Below are 18209 nucleotides of genomic sequence, written 5' to 3'. Positions count from 1 at the left end.
AAATATTTCTTTGTCATGATGGGCTCTTCATTGGTGACATGTACAAACATTGTTTAGTGCTTATACGATCTCACTTCTGATTGGATGCATTGAAAATAAGCAATTGGAAAAAGCCTGTCAAATGGTCGTATTCATTACCGTTGTGGAGATTATATTACTTTTATTGAATAAAATTACAAAACGTCTGTTAGAGATTCATCGAGTGATCATGCAGGAAATCATCAACCAGAAGATTTCTGAAAAAATCATGTCCCTGCCTTTTTCTTATCTTGAGGATCCTTATTATATGGAATTGAAGAAAAATGTACAGATGGGTATTAATAATATGGGAACTGTTTATCTTTTATGTGACAGCTTTTTTAAGATCATATCTAATATTCTTTCTCTGGCAGGCCTTGGACTTATCATCTTTACGTTTGATCCTATTTTGGTTGTCATATTGGCAATCGGAATCTTATTGAACATAATCTTAGTGAAATTATCAATGAAATCACAGATTCGTTTTTTTCATGAGCTTTTACCGATCAATTTCAAATATGGTTATTATATGGATACGATCGTCGCAGAGAAAAATGGCAAAGATTTCAGATTATATACACAATTTGATCTTTTGTTTGATAAATTCAATGCATTTGCGAATATCGTTGCCGGTTATTTTACTTCGTTGAACCTTGAACAATCTTTTTATCAGACATTGATCTCCCTTGTACGCTATGTACAAATGGCCTTTGTATATGCGTTAGTAGGTGTACGGACGATTGTAACGGGAGCTAATATTTCAAATTTTTTTTTGACGGTATCGGCGGCAATAAGCTTTTCAGACTGTATCAGTAATATGATTCAGGTCAGCAGTAATTTTATGCGCTCAATTGAATATGTCAAACCACTTCTTGAACTTATGGATATCCAAGAAGAAAGATATGAAGGAAAAAGAGAATTAAAGGAAATCAGAAGCATAAGTTTTGATCATGTCAGCTTTACATATCCGAATACAGATACGTTGATCTTAGATGATATCACCTTTACGATTCATAAGAATGAGAAAATTTCAATTGTCGGTTTAAATGGCGCCGGTAAGACGACGATCGTAAAATTAATCTGCCGCTTGTATGAACCTACCAGGGGTAAGATACTGATCAATGATATTCCTGTTTCACAATATGATTACGAATCGTATATGTCGAAGGTCAGCACTGTTTTTCAGGATTATAAGATGTTTGCGATTACGATCAAAGACAATATATCTTTTCATATTGATGAAGAGAAAGCAAGAGAGCTGTCTTATGATACAGGGGTAGGAGAGATAATCGAGAAGTTGCCGAATAAATGGCAATCGATCTTATCAAAGGCCTATGATGAGAAAGGTGTCGAGCTTTCAGGTGGACAGACACAAAAGATTGCGATTGCCAGAGCTCTGGCAAAACCGGCAGATCTATTGATCTTAGATGAACCGACCAGTGCCTTGGATCCGATTGCGGAAGCTGAGATCTATGAAAATTTTAATGCACTTGCCAAGGATCGAATGGCCATCTATATTTCTCATCGCATGTCATCATCGATTTTCTGTGATCGTATCTTGGTCATTGATGGGGGCAGGATCAGTGATTTTGATACTCATACAAATTTGATGAAAAAGAAGGAAAGCCTTTATTATAAGCTTTTTACGACGCAGGCAAAAAATTATGCTTTGTAGACATAAAAAATTGTGAAAAAAAGCTGTAAATCATGTTTTAGGAACATATTTACAGCTTTTTAATAACTTCTAAGAAGCCTCGTTAAATTGAATCTCAAGCGTACATGTATCATCTCTGATATTTGGTATCATCTCTAAGAAGCTTCTAATAGCTTTTTGAGCGCGTGTTGCAGCTTCACTTAAAAGCCCGTTCTCAATTGCTTCTTCTTCAACCATTGTTTTTTGATTAGATGCGAAAGTCTTGTAATCATTGATGCTGATAGGATTAAAGATATTCTTTGTTTCATCATATACTTCAATACTGTCTTCATCGATCACATTGCTGATTATTTCTACATCAGGCAGCAAGACAGTGATCGTTTTATCTTCTACGATTATGTCGATCTTGCTCATATCGATGCCGGCTTGAAGCGTTCCTGAATATGTAAGCAAAAAGCTTTTTTTGGTTAAGGGAATATCCCATCCGTTTAATTCAAGTGAGTTTTCAAATTTGCCGACCTTGGTATAATTGTATTCTAAAACCGCAAGATCTGAAACTTCCTGAAGCTGTTGTGTCAACGAGGTAGAAGTAATTTCGGGTTCACTGTTTTTACCTGCATACATCATGCCGGCAAAGAAAATCAAACAAGCAAAAAGCACTAAAAAAAGTAAACTTAAGATTGTCTTTCTCGCATTGCGAATTTTTTCGGTTATTTTCATGAGATATCCCCCTTTCTTATCGACATGTGAATTATATCATGTTTCATAAATGACATTAATAAAATATTACAATTTCGTTAGGATAAAACATTTATATAAGTGTCAAATCATATAATTTACATAAAATACAGATGACATTCACTTAAAGGTGATGAAATATATATAAAAACATAAAAGATTTAGGTTGATTTTACATAAAATTTACATAAACTTAAAAATAATTTCATAATTTACATAATCAAAAGATATTTTTTCACTAGATTTTACAAAATATATATATACTTAAAGGGTCATATGTTAAAATAAGAGAAAGAATGTCATTGATATTTATGACAGAAAAGGAGCAAAGAATGTCGATTAGCTTAACAGAATATCTCAATCAGCTTGCTGCCAACCCTGCGCTGATCATTATTTCCTTACTGACATTAGGAGTCGTATTGGTGAATGGCTGGACAGATGCGCCAAATGCAATTGCAACATGTGTGTCAACGAGATCAATGACACCACGAAAGGCAATCATGATGGCAGCTGTTTTCAATTTCCTGGGTGTATTTGTCATGACCATGATCAATGCAACGGTCGTGCAGACCATTTACAACATGGTTGATTTTGGCGGTGATCCGCATAGTGCATTGACAGCATTGTGCGCAGCTTTATTTGCAATCGTATTGTGGGCGACAGCCGCATGGTATTTTGGAATCCCGACAAGTGAATCTCATGCATTGATAGCAGGTTTATCCGGAGCAGCGATTGCTCTTCAGGGAGGACTTGGAGGAATTAATGGAAGTGAGTGGATCAGCGTTATCTATGGATTGATCCTCTCATCTGTCTTAGGATTTGCGATGGGATGGATCGTGGTGAAGTTTGTCGAGCTGATCTTTCGAAATATAGATCGAAGAAAGACACAAGGCTTTTTTCAGAAAGCACAGATTGCAGGTGGTGCAGCCATGGCATTTATGCATGGTGCACAGGATGGTCAGAAATTTATGGGTGTCTTCATGTTGGGACTGTTTTTAGCTCAAGGTCAGGCAAATGCCGAAAATTTTGTTATTCCGGTATGGCTGATGATCTTATGTTCCGCAGTTATGGGGTTAGGAACATCGATTGGCGGTTACAAAATTATCAAAGCAGTGGGAATGGATATGGTCAGGCTGGAGAAATATCAGGGCTTCTCAGCAGATATGGCCGCAGCAGGCTGTCTTTTGATAGCTTCTGTAACAGGTATTCCGGTGAGTACGACGCATACTAAAAATACAGCTATCATGGGTGTAGCGGCCGCAAAAAGGCTAAGCGCCGTAGACTGGGGCATTGTGAAGGAAATGGTCTGGACGTGGATATTGACATTTCCGGGATGTGGTTTGATCGGATATATCATGGCACAGGTATTTATGTGGATATTTTAAAAAAGGAAGGTAAAGAAAATGTCAAATAAAAAAAATAACTGTTACTTCGAAGCATTTATGGAATTAGCCGATTATTCAAAACAGGCTGCTGATTTATTGAATGATTATGTCAATCATTTCGATTTATCCAAGATGGGTGAAAAAATCAAAGAAATGCATGAAATTGAAACAAAGGCTGACAGTACCAAACATGAGATGATGGATCGCCTGACAAAAGAATTTATTACACCTATTGAAAGAGAAGATATCAATCATTTGTTTAATGTGATTGAAAATGTATCGGATACGATCGAAGATGTTTTGATCAAAATGCATATTTTCTGTATTTCCGAGATTCGTCCGGAAGCTAAAGAATTTGCCAATATCATCGTTAAGAGCTGTGAAGCGTTAAAGAAAATGATGGCAGAATTTCCGAATTATAAAAAATCAACCCAATTACAGAAATATATCATTGAGATCAATGATCTTGAAGAAGAAGGAGATAAATTATATACCGGAAGCGTTCATAATTTGTTTTCAACATCAAAGGATCCAATTGAATTATTAACATGGACAGAAGCCATGGATCGCTTTGAAAAAAGCTGTGACTCCATTGAACATGTCGCAATTGTCGTAGAAAGTGTCGTCATGAACAATATTTAATTACATAAAATCATAGACAATAAAAAAAGGATATGATAGAATATGGGTGGATGAAACTCCACAATATAAAGAAACCCCAGTGCTACTACACTGGGGTTTCACTTTGGGAGGGAAGAGTCAGAGTCTTATCTGAATCGTAAATGAATCAGTCGAAGACATTCATTCAAAGCTATTATATTCTCATATAATAACTGGAGAATGATGATGGTTTCAAAACCCAACAATGACTCCTCCACAATATAAATACAGGCATCATAAATTTTCCCTCCCTTTCTATGCTGCCTACTATTATATATGCGCAAAAAGACGAAAATTCCCAAAAAAAGTAAAAAAAATAAAAAATGATTTATCAAAATAAATTTATACCCTTATGCTTTTATGTTCAGATTCTTTATTTATTATCAAAGACAAAAAGAACCTGAAGGCTGTTATCATAATTAGCAATTTTAACGATTAATTTGAATATTGTACAAATATTCTTTTTTTTTATAATTATTTACAGAGGAAAACATTATGAAATTATATACATTGTTATCAAAGTTAGAAGATAAATCCATTATATCCAGAAGTGATTTAGAAAGAGAACTGCATATTTCTGAAAGTACTCTTCGTAATCTGAAATCCAAAGCAAATGCAATTGGGAAATATCATGGATTTACGATTCAGACAATACGTGAAAGGGGGTATCATCTGGATGTTTGGGATAAAGAAAAATATGAAAAGTTTCTTACAAAAGAAAACTATCTGCCGACGGAAGGTCTGGATGCCGATAAGCGGGTATCATTGATGCTTTATATCTTATTGCAGTCAAATGAATATATTACATATGAATATTTAAGTAATCTTCTTGATGTTTCCAAAGCAACAGTTATTCGAGATTTTAAGGAAGTTGAGAAAAAGATCAACGAGAGCAATCTTCAATTAGAGAAAAGGAGTGGTTATGGAATAAGGGTTATTGGAAATGAACAGGATATAAGAAAAGCTTTTTCAAAATATGTGATTTGTAATTCAGCTTATATACAACCTGTAAAAGGATATTTTGAGTTTATTAAAGAGATTGATGTTGATGAAGTTACTGAAAAGTTTAAAGAGCTTTTAAAGAAATATTCGCTAGAAGTCACAGATGCTTCATTAGCAAATATCGTAGAACATATCCTGATACTTCTTTATCGATCAAAACAGAAAAAATATATCAATCAGTTTGATTCATATCCGGTTGAACCATGCTTTACAGAGATTGCTCAACAGATTATCGACTGGTTACAAGAAAGATATCCGATTGTCATTGATCCAAAAGAGGTTGATTTGCTGGCAGCTCATATTTCCGGCAAGACGTTTTCGGATAAGATGATTTCTGATCAAAAAGAAGAAATTACAGATGGAATCAAAGATATCTTGAACGAAATTGATGAAGAATTTCTGACAAATACGAAAGATGATGAATTGTTGCTGAATGCCTTGATCATTCATGTTCTGCCACTGATCAATCGAATGTATCACAATATTCAGCTGACTAATCCGCTTATTGATAAGGTATATAGTGAATATGCAAATGTTTTTCTGTTAGCGATGAGATTTAGCGATCTGATCGAGAAAAAATATAACTTTAAGCTTTCAAAAGATGAAATTGGCTATATTGCCCTTCATTTTGCTACTCATTTTGAAAGGATGAAAAATAGCAAAAAAGAGCATATAAAAAGATACTTGTTATCTGCGGAACCGGTGGAGGATCTGCACAGCTGTTGAAAATTAAGCTGAAATCGATCTTCCCTCATGCATCGATATCGACGATTGCTGTGAATAATATGAAGGAAACGGATTATCACAGTTATGATCTTATCTTAACAACGATTCCGTTGGAAGAAGAATATAAGGATGTTCCTGTTATCTTCATCAAGGAGTGGCTGGATGAGAATGAAATCGCAAGGATCGAAGAAATCATCATGATGCGTGCGAAAGAGAATCAGATAACAACGACTATTCGTGATATCTGGGATTTGTTCCATGAAGACTTGTTTTATGTAGACGGAATCAGGGATTATAAGAAAATGCTGGTTCATATGGGTGATGATGCCATTAAAAAGGGATATGCCAATGATCATTTCACAGAGCTGGTGTTAGAAAGAGAAAATCGTTTTGCGACAATATATAAGAATGGTGTTGCAGGACCTCATCCGATGGTTTTTGAAGCAAAAAAAGATTCGATCAGCGTTGCGGTATTTGAGAAACCCTTCTTTTGGGAAAACAGAGAAGTACGTGTTATCTTTTTGATCAATCTAAGAAAAGGTAATTTGTATCTTCATAAAGAGATCAGTAATATCTTGCTTTTGCTGATTGAGAAAGAGCATCTATTAGATACGATTGCAAAGTGTAAGACATTCAAGCAGTTTATAGAAGAGTTAAAAGCTGCGGTGTTATAAATCAGGAGGTAATTTTATGAGTACAGAAGAGAAGATCATGACCATGATCAGCTATGCCGGAGCAGGCAGGATGAAGCTGATAGAGGCGATGCGCTTAGCCGGTGATCGAAAGTATGAAGAGGGACTTCAATTGGTAGATGAAAGCGACAAAGATATTGTGAAGTGTCATCAGGCACAGACAGAGATATTGTTTCAAAACAGTTCGGATCCCAGTGCGCCGGGCAGTAATATCTCAGTGCTGTTGATTCATGCTATGGATCAGGTCATGAATACGATGAGCATGAGAGATTTAGTATATGAAATGATTCATATGTTAGAAAGGAGGGAAAAACATGATTAATGTAATGCTGGTTTGTGAGTATGGTATCAGTACTTCAATGATGGAAGAGGCTGTTAGAAAAGAAGCTAAGAAACAAAATGTCGATCTTCAGATCGAAGCACATAGCATCACGGATATTGATAAGTATATCAAATCAGTGGATTATGTCTTACTGGGTCCACAGGTTGGATATCGTATCAATGAATTACAGAAAAAATATCCGGAGCAGGCAGGTATCATGCATATCTTAGATCCAAGTGACTTTGCATTGCTGAATAGCAAAAAAGTCCTTAAAGAGATCGTTTCTGCTGTGAACAAGTAAAAGAAGAAAGGAGAAAAAAATGGAAAAAATTATTGAATTAATTAATAAGACGTTAGTGCCAATTACGATCAAAATAAAAAATATTAAATGGCTGACAGCAATTGGTGACGGTGTCATGGCTACCTTCCCGATTTTAATGATCGGATCATTTGGTACCTTGATTGCATATTTCCCAAATGAGGAAGTATTGGCATGGTTACAAACAACACCGATCTATCATATTTCCTTGACATTGGGAACATTGTCAAACGGATTGATGGGTTTGATCGCAGCTGTTGCCATCGCTTATTCTATGTCGAAACAGATCGACAGCGATGAGTTTACTAACTGTATTCTTGCAGTTATGTCCTTCATTATCTTACAGGGATTCACAGCCGGAAGCATTGCTACTTCAGGTATGGGAGCTCAGGGCTTATTCGTTGCGATGATCATTGGTGTCTTGATTCCGATGTTATCAAAATGGCTCATTGACAAAGGCTTTTATTTAAAGATGCCTTCCGGTGTACCACCTATGATCGAACGGACCTTTGCGGCATTGGTACCGACACTGGTTGTCCTGCTGCTATCCGGTATCGTTGAATGGGCCTTCTCTTTAACGGAATGGGGCAATGTGATCACTGCGTTCTATACATTGATCCAACGTCCGTTTACAAGTGTTGCGGCAACGCTGCCAAGCTTTATCCTATGTATCGTTTGCGGTGTGCTTGTTAACTTTGTAGGTGTTCACTCAACAGCTTTGACAAATCTGTGGCTTCCATTCTTAACGGCTGCCGCTGCAGAAAACCTGGCAGCAGTAACAGCAGGAGCTCAGCCAACCAATATGGTTACGGAAATTTATCGTGCTTATTATGCCGTTGGTGGTTTTGGATGTTTCTTTGGTTTACAGATCTGTATGCTGTTTGCCAAGAGCGAGCGTGTCAAGGCTGTCAGTCGAGTTTCATTCATTCCGGCTATATTCAATATCAATGAACCGGTACTTTATGGTTTCCCGATCATGATGAATCCGATCATGTTAATTCCATTCCTTTTGGCACCAATCTTAAACTGTGTGCTTGCCTATGTTACGACTTTGATAGGATTCCTTCCGATTTCAAATGGTGTCATATCTTCTTGGGCTTTGCCGACACCGATTCGTGTATATCTGGCAGGTTTAGGATGGCAAGGAGTAGTGCTGACATTTGTCATGATTGCCATGGACACTGCGATTTATTATCCATTCTTCAAAATTGCCGATCGTCGCTATGCAGAAGAAGAAAATAGGAGCGAAGCAGAAGCTGCTTAGATGTGATGATTGTTAATAAGAAGGATAAGTGAAAGCTTATCCTTCATTTGTAAAGGAGTAAATATTCATGAACGAAAAATATCTTGATAAATATTTGAATTATTATACCGGTGAAAACAGAAAAGCCATGTATGTATTATTTGCGAAACTGGTGGATGCACTGCGTAGTGATGAATTAGATGTATTTGATGAAATTCTGACAGAGGATTGTATTGCAGAATACAGTACGGTTGGAAAAGCGGTTGGTATTGAAGCCATTAAAAAAATGTTGAAATGGCCGGGACCTGAATGCAATGTCAAGAAATCAACGATCTGGAGCTTTGTCGCAAGAAGCAATAAAGAGGGATTCGGTCAGCAAAGTGCTTATATCCAAAGCATCATGGCCATTGATGATGGTGTCAATATCTTCCCGTTTACTTTCGGAGGAGTTTATTGTAATTCATATGTAAAAACAGAAAAGGGCTGGCGTATCAGTCATATTCGCTTTGATCTATGCTATGGTGATGATAATAACGGCTTTGTAATGGGTAAATGGAATCTGATCAGTCCGGATCTCTATTCAGGACATGTACCTGTCATCGTATCTGAACTGGATAATCCATGGACCGTGATTCCGGAAGACTGCGAACCACAGTCAGATGTCGAACAGATTTTTGAATTGCAGTTTAAGAAGACATTTGGATTTGACCGCGGTGATTTCAACTTGCCATTAAGTGTCGCAACAGAAGATATGTGGCAGTTTACTGAAGAACCGGGCAAACGCAATTATGTCAATTTCTTAAAATATAAACAGCACAAAGAACCGAATATGGAACATGCCAACCGTATGGGAAGCTGTGTCATTACAGGAGATACAGCCATCGCATGGATGCCAAGAGGTGAGGAACACCGTTTAAGAGATAAGGTATATACGAGAGAAAACATTCATTCCATGGTCACGACAGAAGCACATAAGATCTATGCGAAAAAAATAGATGGTGTATGGAAATTATATAAGATACAGGCTGGTTTTGAACCGGTAGAGAAAATGCGTTTTATTCCTATGGAAGATGATATCGTATCCTTTGATGAATATATTATAGGAGGTGACTGTGATGACAGCTGTTTCATTGGTTAAGAAATTCTTTGATTCCTATATCATGAATGAGTCAGATTTATTGGATGATCTTTTGGATACGGAAATAACCATTGATTATTCGACATTGGGAAGTATAAGCGGAAAAGAAGAGGTAAAGAAAGCGTTGGCTTTAAATGAAGATTTTACATATCGATATAATATTTTAAGTAATCTGATTGATTATAAAAAAGAAGATACATCGGTTGTCATTTGTAATGTTTTCCATTTTCTTATCAAAGAATATTCTTCTTATAATGTAGCGTCTGCGACTAGCTCAGTAAACGGACAGGTATTTCCATTGGTTTATGGCGGTAAATATAAATTTATCGTGGAAAATGATAAGATCAAGGCAGTATCTTTTGATTTAGAAGCACAGATGGGCAATACTTATTGGGCAAAAAAGAATTGGCAGTGGCATTTGTATGATGAAACGAAACATGATCCGAGAAAGGTTCTTTTAGATGAAATAAGAACGTATGAAAAAACAGATGAACAACAAAATATCATCCGCAGAATCTATGAATTTATGTTACTGGTAGATACCCGTCAAAGTGATTTATTCAAGCAATATGTCACAGAGGATGGTATCTATTCCTATCGTGATGCAACCCGGCAGGGAATGGGAATCAGCGAAGATACGCGTACAAGAGTCAGTATCATGAATCTGGTGAATCATATCGACGATCGTGAATATCAGAGCCATCACAGCTGTCGCATCATTGATGTAAAGGTGGATGGTGATGAAGCTGAAGTAACCTTAGAAATGTTTGAACCGACTAAGTTAGGTTATAAACATCTATTCTCTAACAATGTCTATCAGCCATATTATAATGAACAATGGAAATTAAAACTGGTGAAAAAAGAAGACTGGATCGTATCAAGTGCAGATCATAAAGCTGTTTCTAAATTCCAGAAAGTATCTTACAAGACACTTTGTATCTAATGAAAGGAATCAGTATGTTTAAAAAAGATTTTTTATGGGGTGGTGCTATTAGTGCCAGCCAGGCAGAAGGAGCTTGGAATGTTGATGGCAGAGGTATGAGCGTCATTGATGTGACAACAGCAGCTGCGCTTCATACACCACGACTTATTACTTTTGTCGATCGTGACGGAAATCCTCATGCTGTCAACCGGGCAGATGAAGTGGATGTCATGGGAGGTCATTATGCTGTTTTAGAGGGATATGATTATCCAAATCAAAAAGGCATTGATTTCTATCATCGCTATAAAGAAGATATTGCGTTATTTCATGAGATGGGGTTTAAAACATTCCGTATGTCTATTTCATGGTCACGCTTATATCCGACAGGACTTGAAGATCAGCCAAATCCAAAAGGTGTTGAATTTTATCGCAATGTATTTAAGGAATTAAGAAAATACGATATAGAACCTTTAGTTACCTTGTGGCATTTTGATACCCCTGCTTATTTAGAAGAAAAATACCATGGATGGAAAGACCGCAGGACCATTGATTTATTTGTGAAGTATGCGAAAACCTGTTTTGAAGAATATAAGGGACTGGTCAGATACTGGTTGACATTTAATGAGATCAACAATACCTTAAATCACTTATTAAGAAGAGAAGATGCGACAGAAGAAGAATATCAAAAGGCATACCAGCACCTTCATTATCAGTTTGTCGCAAGTGCAAAGGCAGTAAAGATCGGCCATGATATTGATCCTTTAAATAAAATTGGCTGTATGATCTGCGGAATCACTTATTATCCGCATACCTGTGATCCTAAAGATATCCTTTTAAATCGTCATAAGTGGGAAGAAAGCATTTTTTATTGCGGAGATGTACAATGTTTTGGAAAATATCCTGTTTATGCACAGCGGTTATGGAAGAAACACCACATCACACTTGATATCACACAAGAGGATATTGAAGCTTTAGCGCAAGGAAAAGTGGATATCTATACATTTTCTTATTATATGTCGAATAATGTTTCAAGTCATAAAACAAAAGATCAGGTTGGCGGAAACATGGCATTAGGTGAAAGAAATCCTTATTTGGAATATTCGGACTGGGGATGGGCCATGGACCCAACAGGTTTACAGTATTATTTAGAAGTGATGTATGATCGCTATCAGCGTCCGCTGATGATTACTGAAAATGGTTTAGGTGCCTATGATAAGGTAGAAGAAGATGGTTCGATCCATGATGAATATCGGATTGAATATCTGAGAGAACATATCATCGCAATGAAAAAGGCTGTGGAAGATGGTGTAGATCTTATTGGCTATACGACCTGGGGTCCAATTGATATTGTTTCACATTCAACAGGAGAAATGAAAAAAAGATACGGTTTTATTTATGTAGATGCTGATGATCAAGGTAACGGTACTTATGATCGCTATAAAAAAGATTCATTTTACTGGTATAAAAAAGTGATTGAAAGCAATGGCGAAGACCTTGGTTGATGAATAGAATATATGAAACTCTATATCCTAGATAATGGCTGGATGGAATGTGATGAAAACTGGATCGTTTGTCTGAATAGTTATAAGACAAAGACCAATCGCGAAGCAACAAGCAGATGGATCAAGATACCGGTATATTGTGTTTTGATCGATACGGGAAATGAAAAGATCTTATTTGATACAGGACAGAATCCAAATGAATATGATCGAAGCATCCGCTGTCCGTATTATTACAGAGAAGAACAATTGCTGATCAATCAGTTAAAGAGTCTCCATCTTGAACCAACTGACATTGATAAAGTTATATTATCTCATTTTCATGATGATCATTGCGGCAATATGGACATATTTAAGAGTGCAGAATTTTATATAGCACAAGATGAGTATGATTATGTCAAAGAGGCTTTGGACAATCATCAAAAGCCTAAAGGAGCGTATAAGTATGCTCATCTAAATATCGAAAAGATTCATTTAGTAAAAGAAGATATAAAGATCCATGATCATATTCAATTGATTAATCTTCCGGGACACAGCAAAGGTCTATTAGGGATGATCGTTCATTTAGAAAAAGAGGGTACTTTGCTTTTTCCAAGTGATGCAGTTGATACACACTTGAATTATGGACCACCGGCCATGCCGCAATATAGTCAATACAACTTAGAAAAATATTATGAATCAATTGAAAAGGTTAGAAATCTACAAGAGAGGTTAAACGCTAAAATCATATTTTCACATGATATAGAACAGTTTATGACATTAAAAAAAGCTCCCGATTATTATGAATAAAAAATTTGAAATTATAGATAATTTTGAGCGAAGATGATAACATGTAAATACCCCAAATAAATAAAAACCCCAGTGGCCTAAACACTGGGGTTTCGTTTGGAGGGAGAGGTCACAACCTATTAACGTTTAGCTGTTCTGATATACAGAACAGTCAAACGAAGGCATTCTTTCACATCTAGCCTATTTTCATAGTATAACTGGAAGAGAATAATGAACAAAAAGTTCAACTGCAAACCACCCAAACAAATAAATGCAGGTGTCATATTTTCTCTCTCCTACTTATGCCACCTACTATTTAATATGCATGAAATGTTAGAAATTCCCAAAAAAAAATATTACATAAAACTGTATTTATTCGCTTTAATAATTGAATGATTTTTGTTTAAAACTTTATTATAAAACTCTTGACAAATGTAAGCGGAACCATTAAGATAAGGATGTAGATAAAAAGGATTGTTACTCTTTGAGGCTTTACCTTTCATAACATAGCGATATGTTTTTTAAGGTGTGACTTGGAGAGTTTTTATTTTAGGAGGAAGTATGTTTAACTTATTTAAAAAGGTTGTTGAATCTGAATTGTATTCTCCGGTCAAAGGAAAGATGATTCCTTTAAGCGAAGTTAATGATCCGGTATTTTCTGAAAAGATGATGGGCGATGGATGTGCTTTTGTATTTGATGGAGATACAATCTATGCACCTTGTAAAGGTGAGATCATCTTAATCGCAAATACCCGACATGCAATTGGTATCAAAGCAGAAAACGGTGCAGAAATTCTGATCCATATTGGTTTAGATACCGTGAATTTGAATGGGAAAGGGTTTGAAGTGCTGGTAAAAGAGCATGATAAGGTGAAGGCTCATGATCCACTTGTTCGTCTTGACCGAGCGTTCATGAAAGAAAATAAGGTTGATCTGACGATGCCAATGGTAATCACAAGTTCAGATTATGTTATTGAATTAGATGAATATGGTGATAAAGAAGTAAGCAGTAGAGTTCTTAAAGTTAAAAAGAAATAAAGAAAGGAGCTGCCATGAAGGTTATTAAAAATATCAATAATAATGTTTCATTATGTTTAGATAGCAATAACAATGAAGTGGTGGCTTTTGGAAAAGGAATAGGTTTCACAAAACCACCCTATGAGGTGGATTTGGATAAGATTCAACGTACATATTATGGTATTGATCCTACCTATATCAATATGATCAATGATATTCCTGAAGATATTTTGGATATTTCTGATAAGATCATCAATTACGCAAGAATGAAACTGGAAAATCCTGTAAGTTCTAATATTGTGATCACCTTAGCGGATCATATTAATTTTGCGATTCAGCGATATAAGGAAAATATGAATATAAAGCTGTCCATCGTTCATGATATTGAGTATTTATTTGATACAGAGATGGAGATTGGTGAATATGCATTAACCTTGATTAGAAAGACTTTAAAGGTATTTCTTCCAAAAGAGGAAGCTGCATATATTGCCTTGCATATCATCAATGCGGAATCAATGAATAAGAATAACAAACAGGAAAAAATGGATGAAGAAGTGATTGATGATATTTGTGAAATCATCGAAAAAGATTTCCAGATCAAGATCGATAAAACAGGTTTTAACTATTCACGTTTTGTTTCTCATATGCACTATCTTTTAAAAAGAGGTAAGAAGAATGAAATGGTGAAAAGTGAAAATCAGAAGTTATATGAATCGCTTGTAAATGCATATCCCAAAACATATGAATGTACACAGCACGTAAGAGAGTATTTAAAGGATCAGCTGAATTGGGATCTAAGCGATGAAGAATGTATTTATCTGATGTTACATATGAATAGACTTTGTGCTCGAGAGGATTGTTACCAGTAGGGCTTTACCCCTGACATAAAGCTAAGTAATGAATGGTTCATTCATTATTTAGTTTTGGTTTGGGGTTTTTATTTTAGGCAAAACCAATGGAAGTGCGCAGCCATTGTTTGCAGATAAAAGCTATAAGAGAAAGGAGATAGTTATGGCAAAGAAGAATTATGATGAATTAGCTACAAAGGTAGTTGATTTAGTTGGTGGGAAAGAAAATATATCTTATTTTACACACTGTATTACACGATTACGTTTTAATGTGAAAGATAAAGGATTAGTTAAAATTGATTCGATTAAAAAATTAAAAGATGTGATTGGCACACAGTGGCTTGGTGAGCAACTTCAGGTAATTATTGGTACAGATGTTCCGATAGTTTATAAAATGATTTGCGCTAAGCATGGTTTAAAACCAGAGGCAGCTATTGATGAGAATCTCGACATCAACAATAATAGTAATAAAGAAAATATTATTACTAGAATAATTGATCCCTTATCTAAAAGTATTATTCCTGTCTGCGACGTTATTATTCCAGCATCATTTGTAATGTTGATTGTCAATGTGCTTGGTCCAACTCAACTTAATGTCATTTCGGCTGAAAGTGATCTTTATAAGCTATTTACTTTTGTTGGTAATGCTGGTTTTTATTTCTTGCCAATATACATGGGGTTTAGTTCGGCAAAAACCTTTAAAGCATCTCCCTATTTAGGTGCACTGATTGGCGGTGTGATGATTCATCCAACATTAATTGAAATGGTAACAAATGGTACAGCATTTACAGTTTATGGGATCCCAATGACCCTAGTTAATTATTCCAGCACCATTATTCCTATTTTTATGGTGGTATGGATTATGTCGTATATCGAAAGGTTTTTCAAAAGATATATGCCTAAAATAATATCACCAATTTTTTCACCTTTATTAACTTTGCTTATTATGTTACCTATTGTTTTATGTGTTATAGGACCTATTGGTTCGTGGATCGGCACTGGTATTTTAAGCGTTATTACATGGCTAGCTTCAAAGGGAGCTATTGCAAGTTTCTTAGTTACGACGATAATTGGTGGCTTGTGGATCGTTTTAGTTTTGTTTGGAATCCATGCTCCTGTGTATGTTTTAGCACTTGGTATGTTTACTGAAGCAGGTATTGACAGTGTTATTTTTCCTGGTGTAATTTGTGCTTTCTTCGCCCTTATGGGTATTGCCTTTGGAGCTTTTTTGAAATTAATGCGATTAAAAAAGGGCGACGAAAGTGGAATGTGTTTAACCGACTTCATCACGCTAGCTATAGGAGGTATATCAGAACCTTGTATTTATGGCGTAGGTATTCGTTATAAGAAGAGCTTTGGATTCATGTGCATTGGTGGTGCAATTGGAGGAGCATTAACAGCTTTATTTAATATTTCTTGCTATTCGCCAGTAGCACACTCGGGATTATTTGCCATTCTTGGTTTTGCTGGGGGAACTTCAATGAATCTTATTATTGGTGGATCATGTGCCATTTTGGCCATGTTAGTATCCGGTATCTTAACTTATCTTTTTGGTATTGATGCCAATGATGTTAAATCGGTAGAATAAAAAGGGAGGAAACTATGCATGGAAACATTTAAAAAATATGGTTATGAAGTTAGAAAGATTTATGATAATACATATCGAATAATGGATAATGATGCATGTAGCAGTTATTTAATTATCGGAAGTAAAAAATGTATGTTAGTTGATACCGGTTGCGCTAGTGGTGATCTAAGAAAACTAGTTGATGAGATTTGTCAAAACAAAGAGTATTTTGTCATTAATACTCACGGACATGATGATCATGTAGCTGCAAATTATCAATTTGATAAGGTTTATATCGGAAAAGAAGACGAACAAATGATGAAGAATCTTTTCTTATATGAAAAGGAAAAAGAAATCTTTTATGAAGAAATGAAGACATATGCTTCGGCAACTGCGGATATTCACCATTTTTCAACTAAAGAATATTTCGATAATTTTGCTAATGCAAAGATTACTTTCAGTATTGAATATTTAAAGGATGGAATGTTGTTTGATTTAGGCGATAGCGAAATTAAAGCCATTCATATTCCTGGTCATACACCGGGTGGCTATTGTTTTTTAGATATCAAATACAGAAGATTATACGTTGGTGATGCGGTCTTAAGGCATGCCTCCGTTTTGCATGTGGGAGGTATGAAAATTTCAGATTTTATCAATGGCCTGAAAAAACTGAAAACATATGCCAGTGATTTTGATTGGATTATTGCTGCTCACGGTCATCGCCAGCATGGTTTTAGGCCACTTGAACCATTTTTTATTGATAAACTTATCGAGTGCGCCGAAAACATCGATGTGTCAAAATCAATCGAAAGACACGAAGCAGATGGTGATGGGTATGAGTATTATTTAAACGGAGGTCGCTATGAAGATTATGATAGTGTAAGCATAGCTTATAAATTAACAAGTCTTGATTAATAAGGAAGTAGAGTAAATAAAATGACGATACTAGAAACGGTATCGTCTTTCGGCGGAGTTAAGGAGGAATTAAAAGATGAGTTTTCCAAAAGGATTTTATTGGGGCGGTGCAACAGCAGCCAATCAGTGCGAGGGTGCATGGCAGGAAGGAGGTAAAGGAATTTCCTGTCCTGATATCTGTACAGGAGGAACAGCGACTCAAAGCAAGAGAATCACGCCTGTTTTGGAGGAAGCAACCTTTTATCCAAGTCATGATGCGATCGATCATTATCATCGCTATAAGGAAGATATTGCATTATTTGCGCAAATGGGTTTCAAAATGTATCGTTTTTCGATTGCATGGACAAGGATCTTCCCAAATGGTGATGAAGAGGAAGCAAATGAAGCCGGACTAAAGTTTTATGAAGGTTTGATCGATGAATGTTTGAAATATAATATTGAGCCAATGATTACCATTTCACATTATGAAGTACCTTTTGGTCTGACCAAGAAATGGAATGGATGGGCAGATCGCAGGATGATCGAGTGTTATCTGAGATACTGCAGGGCCATCTTTACCCGGTACAAAGGTAAGGTAAAATACTGGCTGACCTTTAATGAGATCAATTCCGCAACGGGAAAGATGGGAGGCTTTTTAAGTCAGGGTATTTTAAATGAGATCAAAACGATGGAGTTCATGGATCAGAAAGATGTTCCTCAGAATCGTTTCCAGGGATTGCATCATCAGTTTATCGCCAGTGCTTTGGCAGTAAGGATGGCGCATGAGATCGATCCGG

18 protein-coding genes are annotated in these 18209 nt (G+C 36.0%); 17 read left to right on the top strand and 1 reads right to left on the bottom strand.

Annotated features, from left to right (window positions below; genetic code table 11):
• Window positions 1-49 precede the first annotated feature (49 nt).
• Window positions 50-1693, top strand: coding sequence for an ABC transporter ATP-binding protein (locus tag ACZYT3_RS03055; RefSeq protein ID WP_464087643.1), 1644 nt, complete (start codon window positions 50-52; stop codon window positions 1691-1693).
• 69 nt (window positions 1694-1762) lie between these two features.
• Here the strand turns inward: ACZYT3_RS03055 and ACZYT3_RS03050 are convergent, their stop codons facing one another.
• Entirely contained in the window at window positions 1763-2392 is a 630-nt protein-coding gene (locus ACZYT3_RS03050) for a DUF4230 domain-containing protein (protein ID WP_464087642.1), read from the bottom strand.
• A gap of 350 nt (window positions 2393-2742) precedes the next feature.
• On the opposite strand from ACZYT3_RS03050, the gene ACZYT3_RS03045 reads away from it, so the two are divergent.
• From ACZYT3_RS03045 to ACZYT3_RS02970, 16 genes are all read left to right on the top strand, one after another.
• On the top strand, window positions 2743-3795 hold the full coding sequence (locus tag ACZYT3_RS03045; protein ID WP_294561696.1) for an inorganic phosphate transporter: 1053 nt from the start codon (window positions 2743-2745) through the stop codon (window positions 3793-3795).
• A gap of 18 nt (window positions 3796-3813) precedes the next feature.
• Entirely contained in the window at window positions 3814-4437 is a 624-nt protein-coding gene (locus ACZYT3_RS03040) for a DUF47 domain-containing protein (protein ID WP_464087641.1), read from the top strand.
• Between the two features lie 513 nt (window positions 4438-4950).
• A complete protein-coding gene (locus tag ACZYT3_RS03035) occupies window positions 4951-6183 on the top strand; it encodes a BglG family transcription antiterminator (protein ID WP_464087640.1) in 1233 nt (410 codons plus the stop codon).
• On the top strand, window positions 6180-6857 hold the full coding sequence (locus ACZYT3_RS03030) for a PTS sugar transporter subunit IIA (protein ID WP_464087639.1): 678 nt from the start codon (window positions 6180-6182) through the stop codon (window positions 6855-6857). Before ACZYT3_RS03035 ends, ACZYT3_RS03030 begins: the two co-directional genes overlap by 4 nt.
• Window positions 6858-6873: 16 nt before the next feature.
• Window positions 6874-7197 carry a PTS lactose/cellobiose transporter subunit IIA gene (locus tag ACZYT3_RS03025; RefSeq protein WP_071441001.1) on the top strand — a complete coding sequence of 108 codons (324 nt, stop codon included), beginning with the start codon at window positions 6874-6876 and terminating at the stop codon, window positions 7195-7197.
• Window positions 7190-7498: a PTS sugar transporter subunit IIB gene (locus ACZYT3_RS03020; protein WP_071441000.1), complete on the top strand. Its 309-nt coding sequence runs from the start codon at window positions 7190-7192 to the stop codon at window positions 7496-7498. Before ACZYT3_RS03025 ends, ACZYT3_RS03020 begins: the two co-directional genes overlap by 8 nt.
• Window positions 7499-7517: 19 nt before the next feature.
• Window positions 7518-8780, top strand: a complete 1263-nt coding sequence (locus ACZYT3_RS03015) for a PTS sugar transporter subunit IIC (RefSeq protein WP_464087638.1) — start codon at window positions 7518-7520, stop codon at window positions 8778-8780.
• 67 nt (window positions 8781-8847) lie between these two features.
• The gene (locus ACZYT3_RS03010; RefSeq protein WP_071440998.1) at window positions 8848-9897 is read left to right on the top strand and encodes a nuclear transport factor 2 family protein; all 1050 of its coding nucleotides are present in this window, start codon (window positions 8848-8850) and stop codon (window positions 9895-9897) included.
• On the top strand, window positions 9875-10840 hold the full coding sequence (locus ACZYT3_RS03005) for a nuclear transport factor 2 family protein (RefSeq protein ID WP_464087637.1): 966 nt from the start codon (window positions 9875-9877) through the stop codon (window positions 10838-10840). The genes ACZYT3_RS03010 and ACZYT3_RS03005 overlap by 23 nt, the downstream gene beginning before the upstream one ends.
• Window positions 10841-10854: 14 nt before the next feature.
• On the top strand, window positions 10855-12321 hold the full coding sequence (locus ACZYT3_RS03000; RefSeq protein ID WP_328586467.1) for a glycoside hydrolase family 1 protein: 1467 nt from the start codon (window positions 10855-10857) through the stop codon (window positions 12319-12321).
• A gap of 12 nt (window positions 12322-12333) precedes the next feature.
• A complete protein-coding gene (locus ACZYT3_RS02995) occupies window positions 12334-13107 on the top strand; it encodes an N-acyl homoserine lactonase family protein (protein WP_464087636.1) in 774 nt (257 codons plus the stop codon).
• A 540-nt stretch (window positions 13108-13647) separates the two neighbouring features.
• Window positions 13648-14124, top strand: coding sequence for a PTS sugar transporter subunit IIA (locus ACZYT3_RS02990; RefSeq protein WP_464087635.1), 477 nt, complete (start codon window positions 13648-13650; stop codon window positions 14122-14124).
• A 14-nt stretch (window positions 14125-14138) separates the two neighbouring features.
• The gene (locus ACZYT3_RS02985; protein WP_464087634.1) at window positions 14139-14972 is read left to right on the top strand and encodes a PRD domain-containing protein; all 834 of its coding nucleotides are present in this window, start codon (window positions 14139-14141) and stop codon (window positions 14970-14972) included.
• Between the two features lie 142 nt (window positions 14973-15114).
• Entirely contained in the window at window positions 15115-16539 is a 1425-nt protein-coding gene (locus ACZYT3_RS02980) for a PTS transporter subunit EIIC (RefSeq protein WP_464087633.1), read from the top strand.
• Between the two features lie 18 nt (window positions 16540-16557).
• Window positions 16558-17433 (top strand): MBL fold metallo-hydrolase, encoded by an 876-nt coding sequence (locus ACZYT3_RS02975; protein WP_464087632.1) that lies wholly within the window; start codon window positions 16558-16560, stop codon window positions 17431-17433.
• A gap of 76 nt (window positions 17434-17509) precedes the next feature.
• The coding region (locus ACZYT3_RS02970; protein WP_464087631.1) for a glycoside hydrolase family 1 protein at window positions 17510-18209 on the top strand (700 nt) is incomplete at its 3' end.

It is taken from the genome of Traorella sp. mt218 (assembly GCF_055420025.1).
This window is presented reverse-complemented; position numbering and strand designations above follow the sequence as displayed.

Bases quoted from the DNA above. Each gene is read 5' to 3' on its own strand.
- ACZYT3_RS03050 (WP_464087642.1), bottom strand. From the start codon at position 2,392: ATGAAAATAACCGAAAAAATTCGCAATGCGAGAAAGACAATCTTAAGT.
- ACZYT3_RS03045 (WP_294561696.1), top strand. From the start codon at position 2,743: ATGTCGATTAGCTTAACAGAATATCTCAATCAGCTTGCTGCCAACCCT.
- ACZYT3_RS03040 (WP_464087641.1), top strand. From the start codon at position 3,814: ATGTCAAATAAAAAAAATAACTGTTACTTCGAAGCATTTATGGAATTA.
- ACZYT3_RS03035 (WP_464087640.1), top strand. From the start codon at position 4,951: ATGAAATTATATACATTGTTATCAAAGTTAGAAGATAAATCCATTATA.
- ACZYT3_RS03025 (WP_071441001.1), top strand. From the start codon at position 6,874: ATGAGTACAGAAGAGAAGATCATGACCATGATCAGCTATGCCGGAGCA.
- ACZYT3_RS03020 (WP_071441000.1), top strand. From the start codon at position 7,190: ATGATTAATGTAATGCTGGTTTGTGAGTATGGTATCAGTACTTCAATG.
- ACZYT3_RS03015 (WP_464087638.1), top strand. From the start codon at position 7,518: ATGGAAAAAATTATTGAATTAATTAATAAGACGTTAGTGCCAATTACG.
- ACZYT3_RS03010 (WP_071440998.1), top strand. From the start codon at position 8,848: ATGAACGAAAAATATCTTGATAAATATTTGAATTATTATACCGGTGAA.
- ACZYT3_RS03005 (WP_464087637.1), top strand. From the start codon at position 9,875: ATGACAGCTGTTTCATTGGTTAAGAAATTCTTTGATTCCTATATCATG.
- ACZYT3_RS03000 (WP_328586467.1), top strand. From the start codon at position 10,855: ATGTTTAAAAAAGATTTTTTATGGGGTGGTGCTATTAGTGCCAGCCAG.
- ACZYT3_RS02995 (WP_464087636.1), top strand. From the start codon at position 12,334: ATGAAACTCTATATCCTAGATAATGGCTGGATGGAATGTGATGAAAAC.
- ACZYT3_RS02990 (WP_464087635.1), top strand. From the start codon at position 13,648: ATGTTTAACTTATTTAAAAAGGTTGTTGAATCTGAATTGTATTCTCCG.
- ACZYT3_RS02985 (WP_464087634.1), top strand. From the start codon at position 14,139: ATGAAGGTTATTAAAAATATCAATAATAATGTTTCATTATGTTTAGAT.
- ACZYT3_RS02980 (WP_464087633.1), top strand. From the start codon at position 15,115: ATGGCAAAGAAGAATTATGATGAATTAGCTACAAAGGTAGTTGATTTA.
- ACZYT3_RS02975 (WP_464087632.1), top strand. From the start codon at position 16,558: ATGGAAACATTTAAAAAATATGGTTATGAAGTTAGAAAGATTTATGAT.